The organism is Catenulispora yoronensis (genome assembly GCF_039531695.1).
Lineage (GTDB): Bacteria > Actinomycetota > Actinomycetes > Streptomycetales > Catenulisporaceae > Catenulispora > Catenulispora yoronensis.
Genome location: NZ_BAAAQN010000026.1, coordinates 100,519 through 115,497, shown reverse-complemented (window position 1 = coordinate 115,497; position 14,979 = coordinate 100,519). Strand labels below are relative to the sequence as shown.

Below are 14,979 nucleotides of genomic sequence, written 5' to 3'. Positions count from 1 at the left end.
CGCTGCGAACGTATCGACGAACGGGCAGGTCGGACAAGGTGTGACCGGGGGTGAGCAATCCCCTAGAGGATTGTCTTGCGTATCAGAACCAGCAATATGCTGATGGTGGCGGCCGGCTTTCGCGGCGCCCGCCGCCCCGCCGCGCGTCCGCTGGCGCCGTACCGTCGCGCCGTTGTCGGCCCGCTGTCAGACCCCTGTCAGCCCCGAGGTACCACGGCCACCGGGCAGTCCGCGTGGTGCAGCAGCGCGTGCGTCACCGGGCCCACGCGCATCCCGTGCCGGCCCTCGCCGTGGTGCCGGGCGCCGGCGACGATCAGGTCGGCGTGGCTGCTGGCGGCGGTCAGCACCGCCGACGGGGTGCCGTCCAGGACCCGGTGGCTGGTGCGCACGTCGGGGTGCTTGGCGTGCCAGGCGCGCACCACGGCTTCCAGCGCCGCCTCCAGGTCCTCGGTGGCCCGCTCGGCGGCCTGCCGCACCTCCTCGGTGTCGCCGGCGTAGTCCGCGGCCCACGACAGGTTCCAGACCGACACCGCCTCCAGCCGGGCCCGCCGCCGCGCCGCCTCGGTGAAGGCGAAGTCCAGCAGGTCGTCGGCCGGGTCCTCGATGTCGACGGCGACCAGGACCACGTCCTGCGCGTCGCGCACCGCGCCGCGCACGACCATCGTCGGGACGCAGGACTCGGCCAGCGCGCGCATCGACACCGAACCGAGCATCAGCCCGGAGAAGCCGCCGCGGCCGCGGTTGCCGACGACCAGCAGCTCCGCGCCGCGGGCGATCGAGGCCAGCGAGTCGGCGGCGCCGCCGGACGCTGCCCGCGCCTGCACCTGCATGCCCGGGAACAGCGAGCGCGCGAGCTCGGCGCCGTGCTCGGCGATTTCCTCCGCGGCGCCCCGGACCGCCTCCTCGACCGTGGCCGGCGGGAAGGCCGCCGGGAACCCGGTGGCCGCAGACGACACCGCCGGCAGCCAGTTGTAGGCGTGTACGACGGTCAGCGAGGCGCCGCGCCAGGCGGCCTCGCGGGCGGCCACTGTCAGCGCGCGATCGCTGTGCGGGGTCTGGTCGTAGCCGACGACGACGGTGGACTTCATGGCTCCTCCAAGAGCGCTCACGGCCGCGGTTTCTCCTGCGGTTCCGGCCCTGCGGTTCTTTCGCCTCCACCATCGCGCCGCCGCGCCGGCGGCCCCAGAGGCCCAGGACCCGCGCCGACCCGGGTCCGAAGACGGGGTCGGACCCGGGCCGAAGGTCCCGGTTCAGCGCAGTCGCCGCAGGTAGGGGTCGTGGGCGGCGCGGGGCTCGACCCGGATCCGGAAGTCGGCGGCCACCGCCCCCTCCGGCGTCGCGATCAGGGGATTGATCTCGGCCTCGGCCACGCACGGCTGCTCGGCCGCCAGCCGGGCCAGCCGGGCCAGCACCTCCCGCACCGCGCCCGCGTCGGCCCCGGGCCGCCCCCGGTACCCGGCCAGCAGCCGCGCCGCGCGCGGCTCGGCCAGCAGCCGGTCCGCGTCCAGGTCGGTCAGCGGGGTCAGCGCGAACCGGTGGCCGCCGATCAGCTCGGTGTCGGTACCGCCGACCCCGAACCCCACCAGCGGCCCGAACACCGGATCGCTGTCCACGCCGACCAGCAGCTCCACGCCCTTGTTTGCCGTCTCCTGCACCACCACGCCCGCGAGCCGGTCGCCGAACCGCCGGGTCAGCAGCCGCCAGCCGGCCCGCACGTCCGCCTCCCCGGACAGGCCGAGCAGGACGCCGTCGACGTCGCTCTTGTGCACCAGCTCCGGCCAGTACGCCTTCAGCACCACCGGGCCGTCCCACACCCCGGCCGCCGCGACCGCGGTGTGCTCGTTGCGGGCCAGCACCAGCCGGGCGCAGGCGATGCCGTAGCAGGCCAGCAGGTCCGCGGCGCGGTCCGGCGGCAGCCAGCCGCCGTCCGGATGCGCGTCCAGATACCGGGAGACGATCCGCGCGGCGTCGTCGGACCGGATTCCGGGCAGCCGCGGCGTCCGGCCCCGCGGCCCGCGCAGCCACTCGGCGTAGTCGGCGGCGTGGCCCAGGGCGCGCGCCGCGCCGGGGGCGCCGGCGTAGACCGGGATCCGCTCGCCCGCGCCGGTGGTCAGGAAGTCCAGGCCAATACCCTGATCCACGCGGACTAGTGCGAGCGGCACCGGGCCGGGGAGCGGCCCGTCGGCGAGGGTCGAGCGCAGGTCGGCCAGCGCCGTGGGGACCGGCAGCACCAGCACCGCGTCGACCTCGCCCGAGGCGCACACCGCCGCCACGGCCTCCCGCAGGGCGTCGGCCCCCGCGCCGGCCCCGGCATCAACCGGATTGGCCACCGCAGCCCCGGGCCCGAGCAGCGCCTGGAGCCGCTGACGGAGGCCGTCACCGAACTCTGCGACAGTCAGCCCGGCCTCGACGCAGGCGTCCGCGGCCAGCACCCCGACACCGCCGGCATTGGAGACCACCGCCACCCGACGCCCGGCCGGCAGCGGCTGCGCATCCAACAGCGCGGCGGTCTCGACCAGCTCACCGGTGGACCGCGTCGCGATGACACCCGCCTGCCGGAACAACGCCCGCCGGGTCACCGCCGGCGTCACCGCGGCCGCGGTGTGCGACGCCGCAGCCCGCGACCCGGCCTCGGACCGCCCGGCCTCCACGATCAGCACCGGCTTGGTCCGCGCCACGCGCCGGGCATAGCGCGCGAACTTGCGCGGATTGCCGAACGACTCCAGATGCAGCAGCACCATCCGCGTCCCCGCGTCCGCCGCCCACCACGCGAGCAGATCATTGCCGGAGACATCGGCCTTGTCCCCGAGCGAGACGAACGAACTGGCACCCATGCCCAACGCCGCCAGCCGCTCAAGCACAGCGATGCCCACACCGCCGGACTGCACAGCGATCCCGACCGCCCCGGCCCGCGGCGCGTGCGCGGCGAACGTGGCATCGAACGCGGCATCGAACGCGCCGCCATCGCCGAAAGCCGCGACACCAAGGCAGTTGGGCCCGACCAGCCGCATGCCATAGCGCCGCGAGACAGCCTTCAGCGCAGCGCTGGTCGCGGCGGGCACCGCGGACGTGACGACCACCAGGGCCCTGACACCATGCCGCCCGCACGCGATCGCGGCACCGACGAGCGCGTCGGCGGGGAGCGCGAGCACCGCGAGGTCGACCGGCCGCGGCAGCGCGGCGATGGAGCGGGCGCAGGGGACGCCGGCGATGGCGTCGGCTGCGGGGTTGACGGCGTAGAGGTGGTGGGTGGGGGCGGGGGTTGGTTCAGCCTTGGAGTGAGAATCCTGATTGGCCTTGGTGCTGGTGTTCGGGCTGGAGCTGGGGCTGGGGGAGTCGGAGCCGGTGTTGGCGGTCGGGCTGGCGCTGGGGCTGGATTCAGTGTTGGAGTCGAATCCTGATTCGATGAGATGGTCCAGAATCGCGCGGCCGACTCCGCCGATCTGTCGTCCCGCGCCGATGACCGCGATCGATCGGGGGCGGAACAGGGGTTCGAGCGAGGCGGCGGAGGCGCGGAATTCGCGGTCGGCGAGTACGTCCAGGTAGGCGTCGTCCTCGTCGAGGTCGATGTCGTGGAAGACGGTGCCGCTGTGCTCGTAGCCGGTGGCGTGCTTCAGGCCGGCCGAGGCGATGACGCGCTTCATCGCCACGTTGTCCGACAGTGTCTCGGCGACGAAGCGCCGGATTCCTTGGGCGCGCGCGGCGTCGGCGAGGTGCTCCAGCAGCAGTGTTCCCACGCCCCGGCCGCGCCGGCCCTCGGCGACGGTGAATCCGACCTCTGCGGTGTCCGAGTTGTTCAGGCGCCAGGCCTCTGCCTCGCCGATGATCTCCTCGCCGGCCGCTTCGCTCTCGCCCGCCGCTTCGCTTCCGCCGGCCTCGTCGTCCATACCGCGGCAAGCGATCGCCAGCAGCGCGATCCGGTCCGGGTCGGGCCGGCTCAGCCGCTGCGCCGCGGCCTGGCCGGGCCCGCTGCCGGAGGCGAAGAACCGCATGCGCGCGCTTTCCGGGCTCAGTCCGGCGAACAGCGTCCGCAGCGCGTCCAGGTCCCGTGGGCCGGCCGGCCGGATCAGGACCGTCGTGCCGTCGGCCAGCAGGGCGTGGACCGAGGTGCCCCGGTTCGTCGGGCGGAGGGGGGTGACCGTCATCAGGACCACGTCCAGTCGCGGATCTCCGGCAGGTCCTCGCCGTGCTCGACGATCCAGGCCCGGTGGCGGGCGCGCGCGTCGGTCATCAGCTGCCGCACGGCGGCGGCGCGGGTGGCCAGGCCCGGGACCCGGTCGATGACGTCGCACACCAGCTTGAACCGGTCGGTGTCGTTGCGGACCAGCATGTCGAACGGGGTCGTGGTCGAGCCCTGCTCCTTGTAGCCGCGCACGTGCAGGTTCGCGTGGCCGTGCCGCCGGTAGGCCAGCCGGTGGATCAGCGAGGCGTAGCCGTGGAAGGCGAACACGACCGGCTTGTCGGTGGTGAACACGGCGTCGAACTCGGCGTCGGACAGCCCGTGCGGGTGCTCGGACTCCGGCTGGAGCCGCATCAGGTCCACGACGTTCACCACGCGGATGCGCAGCCCCGGCACGTGCTCGCGCAGCAGCTTCGCCGCCGCCAGCACCTCCAGCGTCGGCACGTCGCCGGCGGCCGCCAGCACCACGTCCGGATCGGTGGCCAGATCGTCCTCGGTGCCGGCCCACTCCCAGATGCCCAGGCCGCGCTCGCAGTGCCGCGCCGCCTCGGCCGGGGACAGCCAGTCCGGGCTCGGATTCTTGCCGGCCACGATCACGTTCACCTGGTCGCGCGAGCGCAGGCAATGGTCGGCCACCGCCAGCAGGGTGTTGGCGTCCGGCGGCAGGTAGAGGCGGACGACGTCGGCCGTCTTGTTCGCGACGTGGTCCAGGAAGCCCGGGTCCTGGTGCGAGAAGCCGTTGTGGTCCTGGCGCCAGACGTGCGACGTCAGCAGATAGTTCAGCGACGGCACCGGGGCCCGCCACGGCAGGGCGCGCGCCGTCTTCAGCCACTTGACGTGCTGGTTGAGCATCGAGTCGATGATGTGGATGAAGGCCTCGTAGCAGGAGAACAGGCCGTGGCGACCGGTCAGGAGGTAGCCCTCCAGCCAGCCTTGGCACAGGTGCTCGCTCAGCACCTCCATCACCCGGCCCTCGGGGGCCAAGTGGTCGTCGCCGGGCAGAGTGCGCAGGGTCCAGGTGCGGTCGGTGACCTCGAAGACTGCGTCGAGGTGGTTCGACGCGGTCTCGTCGGGGCCGAACAGGCGGAAGGCGTGGCGGCCGGCGCCGGTCCCAGCTCCGCCCCCGAGGTCGAGCTTGATGACGTCGCGCAGCCAGGTGCCCAGCACCCGCGTCGGCTCGTGGAGCGTCTCGCCGGGCCGGTCGACCGGGACGGCGTAGGCGCCGGTCGGCGGCAGCTCCAGCGAGCGGGTCAGCAGGCCGCCGTTGGCGTGGCGGTTCGCGCCGATGCGGTGCTCGCCGTCCGGGACGCACGCCAGGACCTCCGCCGTGGGACGGCCGGCGGCGTCGAACAGCTCTCCGGGACGGTAGGAGTCCAGCCACTCGGCGAGTTGGCGCAGGTGGTCGCCGTTCTCCCGGACGCCGTTCAGCGGCACCTGGTGCGAGCGCCAGGTGTCCTCGACCTGGACGCCGTCCACGGCGTGCGGGCCGGTCCAGCCCTTGGGCGTGCGCAGGACGATGACCGGCCACGCGGGCCGCGGGTGGGTGCTGCCGCCGGCCGGGACCGGGGTGCGGGCCGCGTCCTGGATGGAGCGGATCGTGGCCAGGGCGCCGTCCAGGGTCTCGGCCATCTGCCGGTGCAGCTGGTGCGGGTCGTCGCCGACCACCCAGCGCGGGTCGTAGCCGTGCGCGGTCAGCAGGGCGTCGAGGTGCTCGCGGGGGATCCGGTCCAGGACGGTGGGGTTGGCGATCTTGTAGCCGTTGAGGTGCAGGATCGGCAGCACTGCGCCGTCGGTGGCCGGGTTCAGGAACCTGACGGACTTCCACGAGCCCTCCAGCGGGCCGGTCTCGGCCTCGCCGTCGCCGACGACGCAGGCGACGACCAGATCGGGGTTGTCGAACGCGGCGCCGAAGGCGTGGGCCAGGCTGTAGCCGAGCTCGCCGCCCTCGTGGATGGAGCCGGGGACGTTGGCCGCGACGTGGCTCGGGACGCCGCCGGGGGCGGAGAAGGCGGCGAACAGGCGTGCCATGCCCTCGGCGTCGCGGGGGACGTCGGGGTAGTGGTCGGTGTAGGTGCCGTCGAGCCAGGAGCAGGCGAGAGCGGCGGGGCCGCCGTGCCCGGGGCCGAGGACGGTGATCAGGTCCAGCGCGTGCTCGCGGATCAGGCGGTTGAGATGCGCGTGGACGAAGGTGAGGCCGGGGCTGGTGCCCCAGTGGCCGAGCAGGCGGGGCTTGATGTGGTCGGGGGTCAGGGGGTGCGCCGGCCGGAGGGCGTCGCGCAGGTAGATCTGGCCGACGGAGAGGTAATTGGCCGCGCGCCAGTAGGCGTCGACGGTGCGCAGCGGGGTCGGGGCCGGGGCGGGCGCCGGCGCGGCTCCGCTGACGGGCGCGGTTCCGGCGGCGGCGTTGGCGGCGGGAGCGGCGTTGGCGGTCGGCATCGGACCGTCCTTTCGGGCGGGTGGGAGCGGCGTTTCCGCCATCGTCGAGCACCGGGCGCGGGCCCGGCAGAGGCCTGGGACCCGGTGCGATTCGGGACCTTCGGCCCGGTCGAGTGGCGTCTTCCGGCACCTCCGGACCAGGGGGCACGGCGGCCACATTGGTGTCAGGACACGAAGCCGCCGAAAGCCGAAAGCCGAAAGCCGAAACGGACCGGCGCCGCCCACACAACCCGCACCGCCCACACACCCCGCACACCCCGCACCGCTCCCACCCCGCACCAGCCGCCCGCACCGCCCACGTCGCGTTCAAGGAGAACCCCATGAACATCACGCCCCGCGCCCTGGCCTCCGGCATCGCCTACACCGCCGGCGCGGCGCTCATCGTCGCCGGCCCGGTGATGATCTACGAAGGCGTCCACGGCCAGCACCAGGTCAAGGAGCAGCTCTCGGCGCAGCAGATCAGCTTCCCGCCGAAGGGGAACGCGGGCCTGCCCGCCGCCCAGGCGAACTACGCCGGCCAGCAGGTCGTTACCGGCGGCCAGGCCAAGTCCTACGCCGACATGATCGAGACCCACATCAAGGAGGCCACCGGCGGCAGGACCTACTCCCAGGTGTCCGCCGCCGCCATGGCCGCTCCGACCGACACCAAGCTGGCGGGCTTGAAGAACACCGCCTTCATGGGGGAGTCCCTCCGCGGCTCGCTGATGGGCGCCTACCAGGCCTGGGAGGTCACCTACCTGGTGATCGGCCTCGGTGTCGCCTTCGGCGGCCTGGGGCTCGCGACGGTCGCCGTCACCGGCCTGACCGACGTCGCCCGCCGGAAGATCCACGTCCCGGACAACGTCGCCGCCCTGACGGCCAAGCCCAGCACGGGGACGCCGCTGCTGTAGCGCCGCGGATGGACAACAGGGCATCATCAGTGCTCTGATTCTCTGACTATGTCTACCTGGACCACTGATCACGCCTCGCCACCTCCTGTGCGTGCCCGAAAGCGCAAGGAGTTGGCGATCGTCCTGGCCGCCGCCGGCGGAGGTGTGGCGCTCGCGGTCGGTGCCGTCGGATATTTCGCGTTCGGCACCACGAAGCACGCGAGTACCTACAAGCTCGTGCTGCCCAGCCAGTTCAATGGCCTGATTCCGCACAACGGCCGTGATGATCCGTCGACGCCATCGGGCACAACGGCCGTCCCCAACGGCGGCACCTCGGTCCACGCGACCTACTACGTCGCCTTTGGCGAGCCGGCCCCGAAGCTGATCGTCTCGGGCGGATTCGGCGGAGCCTTCGGCTCGAAGGATTGGCTCAAGACGATCTGGCAGGGACTGGGCGACTCCGTCACCCTGTCGCAGAAGACTGACGAGGATCCCGGACCGCTGGGCGGCGCGATGCAGTGCGCGCTCATGGACGAGGGCAAGGGCGTCTACACGCCGATCTGCGTATGGGCCGACAACAGCGCCTCGGTGACGATGCTCGACGTGGGGCGATCGTCCGCGGGCACCGTGGACTTGAGCCCGTCGGCGGCGACGGCGCGGGCGTTGCGGACGCAGATGGAGGTCAAGGAGTAGGGACAGGGATGCGCGAGGTCCCGCAGCGGCCTGACGGCTGCTGCGGGACCTTCCGCGCCACCCGGTATCAGTGCTCCGGGACGATCGCCACCGGGCAAGCAGCGTGGTGCAGCACCGTGTGGGCGATCGCCCCCACCCGCATCCCCTCCTGGTCGTCGCGCCGCACCCGTCCGCCGATGACGACGACGTCCGCCATCCGCGTCGCCTCGACCAGCAGCTTCGCCGGGAGCCCGGCCAGCACCTCGCTGGCGACCTTCACCTCCGGGCACAGCTGCTGCCACGGATACAGCGCGGCGGCGAGGCGTTCGCGCCCTCGTTCAAGGGCGGCCTCGCGCTGCTCGTTCATGAAGACCTGGCTGCCGTACGCGTACAGCACCGACGGGTCCTCCCAGGCGTAGAACGCGTACAGGTCGGCGTCGCGGCGCTGGGCCTCGTCGAAGGCGAACTCCAGCACCTCCGGGCCGGTGGCCGAGCCGTTCAGGTCGTCGATGTCGACGCCGACCATCACGCGGCCGGCGGGCTCGTCCTGGTCGCCGCGGACCACCAGCACCGGGCAGTCGGCGCGGGCCAGGACGCGCAGCGACACCGAGCCCAGGAGCTGGCCGGCCAGGCCGCCCCGGCCGCGGCCGCCGACCACCAGCAGCGCCGCCGATCCGGCCAGCTTGGCCAGCGCCGGGGCCGGCGGTCCGGTGACGGCGGCGGTCTCCACGCGCAGCTCCGGGTGGCGCAGCTGGACCTGTTCGGCCAGCGCGGCCAGGTGGGCCAGGGCCGCGGCGCGGACGGTCTCCTCCGGCGTGAGCCCGGTCTCCTGCGCCGGCGGCGCGAAGCCGTGGTAGGCGTGGGCCAGCCACAGGGTCCTGCTGAGCCGCGTCCCGGCCTCCTGGGCCGCCGCCGCGATCAGGTGGTCGCTGTGCTCGAAGTCGTCGATGCCGACGACCACGGGTCCGGTCACGGTCTGTCCCCTTCCCTGCGGATCAGGCTCCTGCGAAGCCGTCCGCGTCCACGTCATGGCCGACCAGCTCGTGCGGCCGGATCCGGCGCCCCGCGATCACCTGGGTGCGCACCTTGATGAAGTACTCCCGGTCCGGGATCCAGGGGTCGACGCCCAGGCGGGCCAGCCGTTCCTGCTCCGCCTTCGACGTCACCAGCTTCGAGCGGCCGGTGAGGGTCACGGTCCAGCCGCTGCGGGTGTCCTGGTCGAACTCGTCCACCTCGAAGGCGACGACGGTGTCGGCCACCGCGGCGGCGAACTTGGCGCCCTTGCGGGTCTTGAACACGACGTCCTGGCCGTCCAGCCGGAAGTTCACCAGGTGGACGGCCGGCATCGCGAAACGGCTGTAGACGACGCGGCCCACCGGGACCGTGGCGACGAGCTTGAGGGCCTCGTCCTCGGTCAGGTATTCGATCGCTTCGTCTTTTCCCATGTCCTCATGGTCTGCCGCTGCGCGCCGGGCGCAACAGGGCCGAAGGTCCTGGATCCGGGACCTCGAACTCCTGTGTGTGAGGGGTGGCCGGGTTTCACTAGGCTGGGGGCATGGCCGACGACGCCGGCAAGCCCCGGCACCCGCTGCTGCCGCAGCTGCGCTTCGACGAGCTGATCGACGAGCTGGTCAGCCGTCTGGACCAGGTCAAGGCCGCGCGCGGCCGGGTCCAGCAGCTGTTGCAGGGCGTGCTGGCCGTCTCCGGCGGCCTGGACCTGGACCGGGTGCTGCGCACCATCATCGAGACCGCCACCGAGCTGGTCGAGGCCCAGTACGGGGCGCTCGGCGTGATCGGAGGCGAGGCCGGGGACCGGCTGGAGCGGTTCGTCACCGTGGGGCTGACCCAGGAGGAGATCGAGGCCATCGGCCCCTACCCGACCGGCATGGGGCTGCTGGGGCAGCTGATCCACCACCCGGTGCCGCTGCGGTTGGAGGACATCGCCGACCATCCGGAGTCGTTCGGGTTCCCCGAGAACCACCCGCCGATGCGCACCTTCCTCGGCGTCCCGATCCGGGTCCGCGACGAGGTCTACGGCAACCTGTACCTGACCGAGAAGCGGGGCGGCCTGGCCTTCGACGCCGACGACGAGGCGCTGCTGACGGCGCTGGCCGCGGCGGCCGGCGTCGCGATCGACAACGCGCGGCTGTACGACGAGGCCCGGCGGCGGCAGCGCTGGATGGAGGCGATGGCGGAGCTGACCCGCGGCCTGCTGTCCGGGGCGGACCCGATCGACGTCCTGACCGTGCTCATCGAGCGGGTGCGGACGCTGGCCGGGGCGGACCTGGTGGCGGTGGCGCTGCCCGACGCGGCGCGCACGACGCTGACCGTCAAGGTCGCGCAGGGCCTGGGCGCCGAGCGGATCGAGGGCCTGACGGTGCCGATCCAGGGCTCCCCGCTCGGCGACACCTTCACTTCCGGCACCACGCGGTCGCTGGAGAGCCCGGACTGGTCGCCGTACCCGGTGTGGGCCGAGATCGGGCTGGGCTGCGCGCACCTGGCGCCGCTCGGGGAGTCCGGGCGGTCCCGGGGTCTGCTGGTGGCCGCCAAGCGGTTCGGGACGCTGCCGTTCGACAGCCAGGTGCTGACCGTGCTGCGCGACGTGGGCGCCCAGGCGGCGATCGCGCTGGAGCTGGCCGACCGCCGCGCGGACGCCGAGAAGCTGGCGCTGTTCGCCGACCGCGACCGCATCGGGCGGGACCTGCACGACCTGGCGATCCAACGGCTGTTCGCCACCGGGATGACGCTCCAGTCGGTGCTGAAGATCACCGAGAAGGCGGCGGTCCGCGAGCGGGTCACCAACGCCGTCAACGACCTCGACGACACGATCAAGGTCATCCGCTCCACGATCTTTGCGCTGTCCGAGCACGACAGCCCGACCCAGGTCCCGGGCCTCCGGGCCCAGGTGCTCCAGGTGTGCCAGGACGCCTCCGAGGCGCTGGGCTTCGCGCCGGCGGTGCGGTTCACCGGACCGGTGGACTTCGAGGTGTCGGAGCAGGCGGTCGAGCACGCGCTGGCGGTCGTGCGCGAAGGGCTGTCGAACGCCGCCCGGCACGCCGGGGCCAGAAAGGTGGAGGTCGACCTGGCAACCGCCGACGGCTACCTCACACTGCGCATCGCCGACGACGGCGCCGGCATGGGCACCGGCAGCCGCCGCAGCGGCCTGGCGAACATCGCCGACCGGGCCACCGAGCTCAACGGCGAGTTCACCATCTCGGCGGGCGCGGAGGGCCAGGGGACGGTGCTGCTGTGGCGCGTGCCGCTGGACGACGAGGACTAGACGATCGATTCCTGGGGTGCCGACGCGAAACGGCTGATCAGCGGCGCCTGGCCGCCCCGGCCCGCCACCCACAGCCAAACCAGGCTGAAGCAGCGAAGGCAAGAACAGGCTGAAGGAACGAAAGCGAGAACAGGCTGAAGCAGCGAAGGCCAGAACAGGCTGAAGCAGCGAAAGCGAGAACAGGCTGAAGCAGCGAAGGCCAGAACAGGCTGAAGGAGCGAAGGCGAGAAATCGAGCGGCAGCTCCCCCTCAGAGCCGCGGCCGCCCCGGCTCCGACTTCACCCCGGTCACCATGACCGCCGCCTGCACCCGCCGCGTCAGCCCGAGCTTGGCCAGCAGCGCCGAGACGTAGTTCTTCACCGTCTTCTCGGCCAGGAACAGCCGCTCGGCGATCTGCCGGTTGGTCAGCCCCTCGCCGATCAGGTCCAGCACTCGCCGTTCCTGCGCGGTGAGCTGGGCCAGCGGGTCCTTGTGCTCCTCGGCCGCGCGCAGCTTGGCCATCACCTTCGCCGCCAGGCGCGGGTCCAGCAGCGACTCGCCGCCGGCCACCGAGCGCACCGCCGCGACCAGGTCCGCGCCGAGCGTCTGCTTCAGCAGGTAGCCGGAGGCGCCGGCCATGATCGCGTCGAACAGGGCCTCCTCGTCGGCGAACGAGGTCAGCATCAGGCAGGCCAGCTCCGGCATCTTCGAGCGCAGCTCGCGGCACACCGTCACGCCGTCGCCGTCGGGCAGCCGCACGTCCAGCACCGCGACCTGCGGACGCAGCGCGGGTACCCGGGCCAGCGCCTCGGCGGCGGTGGCGCCCTCGCCGACCACCTCGAAGTCCGGCTCGTCCTCCAGCATGTCCTTCAGGCCCCGCCGCACCACCTGGTGGTCGTCGAGGAGGAACACACCGATCTTGCCGTCCATCCGTTCAGCCTCCGCCGCCCATGGGCCGCCGCCACCCGGCGCCCCCGTCCACCCTAAGGCCGGCCGGCACCGCGGCGGACGGGCCGAAGGTCCCGGAACGGACGCAGGGCTTCCGCCTCTGCGCGGCGGAGGCCGATCTGCGGTTGAATGCGGCCGTGGGAACATCGCTGAGCGTGCCGTGGGACGACGCCGTCCTGAACTACGACTTCGGGCCCAGCCACCCGCTCGCACCCGTGCGGGTGGAGCTGACCATGGCGCTGGCCCGGGCGCTCGGGGTCCTGGACCACTCCGACGTGCGGATCGTGCCGGTGACCGCCGCGACCGACGCCGAGCTGCGGCTCGTCCACGCGCCGGAGTACATCGACGCCGTCCGCGCCGCGGACGACGCCTCCACCGCGCAACGCCAGACGATCGGCATCGGGACCGCCGACAACCCGCACTTCCCCCGGATGCACGAGCCCAGCGCCCTCATAGCCGGCGCCTCCATCGCCGCCGCGCGCGAGGTCTGGACCGGCGCCGCCGCCCACGCGGTCAACATCGCCGGCGGCCTGCACCACGCGATGCGTTCGCAGGCGGCCGGCTTCTGCATATACAACGACCCGGCGATCGCCATCGCCTGGCTGCTGGCCCAGGGCGCGCGCCGCGTGGCCTATGTCGACGTCGACGTCCATCACGGCGACGGCGTCCAGGCCGCGTTCTGGAACGATCCACGGGTCCTGACGATCAGCCTGCACCAGGATCCCAGGACTCTGTTTCCCGGCACCGGCCACCCGGGCGAGGCCGGCGGACCGGACGCCGAAGGGTACGCCGTCAACGTCGCGCTGCCGCCGGCGACGACGGACGAGCCGTGGCTGCGGGCGTTCGACGCGGTGGTGCCGCCGCTGCTGGCCGCGTTCGGGCCGGACGTCCTGCTCAGCCAGCACGGCTGCGACACCCACACCGCCGATCCGCTGGCGGACCTGCACCTGACCGTCGACGGCCAGCGGGCCGTCGTCGAACGCCTGCACCGGCTGGCGCACGAACACGCCGCGGGGAAGTGGGTCGCCACCGGCGGCGGTGGCTACGCGCTGGTCGACGTCGTGCCGCGGATCTGGACGCATCTGCTGGCCGAGGCCGCCCATCACCCCATCGCGCCGGACACCCCGACTCCCGAGCAGTGGCGCGATCGGGTGCGCGAACTCACCGGCCAGCACGCGCCGATCACGATGACCGACGGGCTCACGCCGAACCCGAATCCGAAGCCGTGGTCGGCCGGCTACGATCCCGGCGACCGCGTGGACCAGGCGGTCCTGGCCACGCGGTCGGCGGTGTTCCCGCACCACGGCCTGGATCCGGCGTACTGAATCAGAGCACAGTGTCCGGGCCCGACGCCCGTCAATCCACGATCATCGAAGCCTCCAACTCCTTGATCTTCAGGTAGTCGGCGTCGATCGCCGCCTCGTCCGCGTCCGCCATCTCCACCCACCCCAGGGCGTCCGCCAGCCCCGTCGTCTGCGGCACCCGGTCACCCGTCGCGAACTTGATGACCTTCCGGTACACCGTCGGCAGCCCGTCGACCTGGTCGAAAATCTCGCCGTTGCGCCACACTCCAGTGACAGGACCGGCCAGAAACGCCGCACGCACGTGCTGGATCCAGCCGAACCCGGGCCGGAACTCGCCGTCCAGCAGGTGCCGTACCACCCGGTCGATCTGGCAGTCGCCGGTGGCGCGGCGGCACACGCCCTGGTGGCCGCCGCCGGCCGGGCGCGCGGCGATCTCCAGCAGGCGCGGCCCGGCCGGGGTGAGCATGATCTCGGCATGGGCACTGCCGTTGCGGATGCCCACGGCGTCGGCGACGCGCTTGGCGTAGTCGAACAGATCGGGGATCTCGGGGGAGTCCGGCGGCAGGAAGTCGACCCGTTCGTAGATGCCGATGCGGTGGCCGCCCTCCGAGTCCTTGCGGGAGGCCTTCGTGTAGCGGCAGACGTCCACGAGGCCGTGGGCGCCGTCCACCGAGTACAGGTCGACGATGTACTCCACGCCCTCGGCGAACTCCTGCACCAGGACCTGCGTGTTGCGCAGGCCCAGGGCGTTGGTGCTCGCCAGGATCCGGTCGAAGGCGGGGCGCCAGGGCGCGCCGGGCTCCACGAAGTGGACCTCGTCGGTCAGGCTGCTGTTGCTCGGCTTGAGGACCAGGCGGGCCCGGTCCAGGCCGTTCTCGCCGATCCAGGCGGCCGCGGCCTCGGGGTCGGCGGTGCACAGTTGGCGCAGGGCCGGGATGCCGGCGGCGGCCACCGCGCTGCCCATGTCGCCCTTGTCGCGGCGGTTGAGGGACGTCGCGGGGTCGTTGCCGGTGGCCGGGGCCAGGCGCGCGCCGAGCCGGTCGCCGAGAATGACGCCGATCTCGGCGCCGGCGATCACGGCGATCGGGGCGAACGGGGTCAGGGTCGCGACGAGCTGCTCCAGCCCGGCGTCGGTGCCATTCCACCCGAGGATCAGGTCGAAGTTCTCCGGCTCCCAGCTTGGGATGTAGGTCGGTGCGATCACGACGTTGCTGAGCACGGCGATCGCCTTGACGCCGCGCGCGGCGAAGGCCGGAGCCAGTTCCCGGCCGGTGGAAAGGGGATCGACGATGACGATGTGGCGGTCCATGT

Annotated in this window: 11 protein-coding genes; 4 read left to right on the top strand and 7 right to left on the bottom strand. The window is 72.9% G+C overall.

The window, feature by feature from the left end; translation table 11 throughout:
- Positions 1-197: 197 nt before the first annotated feature.
- The 3 genes from ABD481_RS22065 to ABD481_RS22055 form a co-directional block, all read right to left on the bottom strand.
- Positions 198-1,088 (bottom strand): universal stress protein, encoded by an 891-nt coding sequence (locus tag ABD481_RS22065; protein WP_344667616.1) that lies wholly within the window; start codon positions 1,086-1,088, stop codon positions 198-200.
- 162 nt (positions 1,089-1,250) lie between these two features.
- A complete protein-coding gene (locus tag ABD481_RS22060) occupies positions 1,251-4,145 on the bottom strand; it encodes a bifunctional acetate--CoA ligase family protein/GNAT family N-acetyltransferase (protein WP_344667615.1) in 2,895 nt (964 codons plus the stop codon).
- The gene (locus ABD481_RS22055) at positions 4,145-6,616 is read right to left on the bottom strand and encodes a phosphoketolase family protein (RefSeq protein ID WP_344667614.1); all 2,472 of its coding nucleotides are present in this window, start codon (positions 6,614-6,616) and stop codon (positions 4,145-4,147) included. Before ABD481_RS22055 ends, ABD481_RS22060 begins: the two co-directional genes overlap by 1 nt.
- A 320-nt stretch (positions 6,617-6,936) precedes the next feature.
- Here ABD481_RS22055 and ABD481_RS22050 point away from each other — a divergent pair, with 320 nt between their 5' ends.
- The gene (locus ABD481_RS22050; RefSeq protein WP_344667613.1) at positions 6,937-7,506 is read left to right on the top strand and encodes a hypothetical protein; all 570 of its coding nucleotides are present in this window, start codon (positions 6,937-6,939) and stop codon (positions 7,504-7,506) included.
- An 87-nt stretch (positions 7,507-7,593) separates the two neighbouring features.
- Positions 7,594-8,178 carry a hypothetical protein gene (locus ABD481_RS22045; protein WP_344667612.1) on the top strand — a complete coding sequence of 195 codons (585 nt, stop codon included), beginning with the start codon at positions 7,594-7,596 and terminating at the stop codon, positions 8,176-8,178.
- A 67-nt stretch (positions 8,179-8,245) separates the two neighbouring features.
- On the opposite strand, the gene ABD481_RS22040 is transcribed toward ABD481_RS22045, so the two are convergent.
- Together ABD481_RS22040 and ABD481_RS22035 are read right to left on the bottom strand one after the other, a co-directional pair.
- Positions 8,246-9,130 (bottom strand): universal stress protein, encoded by an 885-nt coding sequence (locus tag ABD481_RS22040; protein ID WP_344667611.1) that lies wholly within the window; start codon positions 9,128-9,130, stop codon positions 8,246-8,248.
- Between the two features lie 22 nt (positions 9,131-9,152).
- Positions 9,153-9,602: a pyridoxamine 5'-phosphate oxidase family protein gene (locus tag ABD481_RS22035; protein WP_344667610.1), complete on the bottom strand. Its 450-nt coding sequence runs from the start codon at positions 9,600-9,602 to the stop codon at positions 9,153-9,155.
- Between the two features lie 110 nt (positions 9,603-9,712).
- Between ABD481_RS22035 and ABD481_RS22030 the strand changes: the two genes are divergently transcribed.
- Positions 9,713-11,437, top strand: a complete 1,725-nt coding sequence (locus ABD481_RS22030) for a GAF domain-containing sensor histidine kinase (protein WP_344667609.1) — start codon at positions 9,713-9,715, stop codon at positions 11,435-11,437.
- A 249-nt stretch (positions 11,438-11,686) separates the two neighbouring features.
- Here ABD481_RS22030 and ABD481_RS22025 read toward each other — a convergent pair whose 3' ends face one another.
- Positions 11,687-12,346, bottom strand: coding sequence for a response regulator (locus ABD481_RS22025; protein ID WP_344667608.1), 660 nt, complete (start codon positions 12,344-12,346; stop codon positions 11,687-11,689).
- A gap of 173 nt (positions 12,347-12,519) precedes the next feature.
- On the opposite strand from ABD481_RS22025, the gene ABD481_RS22020 reads away from it, so the two are divergent.
- Positions 12,520-13,689 carry an acetoin utilization protein AcuC gene (locus ABD481_RS22020; protein ID WP_344667623.1) on the top strand — a complete coding sequence of 390 codons (1,170 nt, stop codon included), beginning with the start codon at positions 12,520-12,522 and terminating at the stop codon, positions 13,687-13,689.
- Positions 13,690-13,720: 31 nt separating this feature from the next.
- On the opposite strand, the gene ABD481_RS22015 is transcribed toward ABD481_RS22020, so the two are convergent.
- Positions 13,721-14,977 (bottom strand): ATP-grasp domain-containing protein, encoded by a 1,257-nt coding sequence (locus tag ABD481_RS22015; RefSeq protein ID WP_344667607.1) that lies wholly within the window; start codon positions 14,975-14,977, stop codon positions 13,721-13,723.
- Positions 14,978-14,979: the final 2 nt, after the last annotated feature.

Coding starts and splice junctions, on each gene's coding strand:
- ABD481_RS22065 (WP_344667616.1), bottom strand. CDS start 1,088: ATGAAGTCCACCGTCGTCGTCGGCTACGACCAGACCCCGCACAGCGAT.
- ABD481_RS22060 (WP_344667615.1), bottom strand. CDS start 4,145: ATGACGGTCACCCCCCTCCGCCCGACGAACCGGGGCACCTCGGTCCAC.
- ABD481_RS22055 (WP_344667614.1), bottom strand. CDS start 6,616: ATGCCGACCGCCAACGCCGCTCCCGCCGCCAACGCCGCCGCCGGAACC.
- ABD481_RS22050 (WP_344667613.1), top strand. CDS start 6,937: ATGAACATCACGCCCCGCGCCCTGGCCTCCGGCATCGCCTACACCGCC.
- ABD481_RS22035 (WP_344667610.1), bottom strand. CDS start 9,602: ATGGGAAAAGACGAAGCGATCGAATACCTGACCGAGGACGAGGCCCTC.
- ABD481_RS22030 (WP_344667609.1), top strand. CDS start 9,713: ATGGCCGACGACGCCGGCAAGCCCCGGCACCCGCTGCTGCCGCAGCTG.
- ABD481_RS22025 (WP_344667608.1), bottom strand. CDS start 12,346: ATGGACGGCAAGATCGGTGTGTTCCTCCTCGACGACCACCAGGTGGTG.
- ABD481_RS22015 (WP_344667607.1), bottom strand. CDS start 14,977: ATGGACCGCCACATCGTCATCGTCGATCCCCTTTCCACCGGCCGGGAA.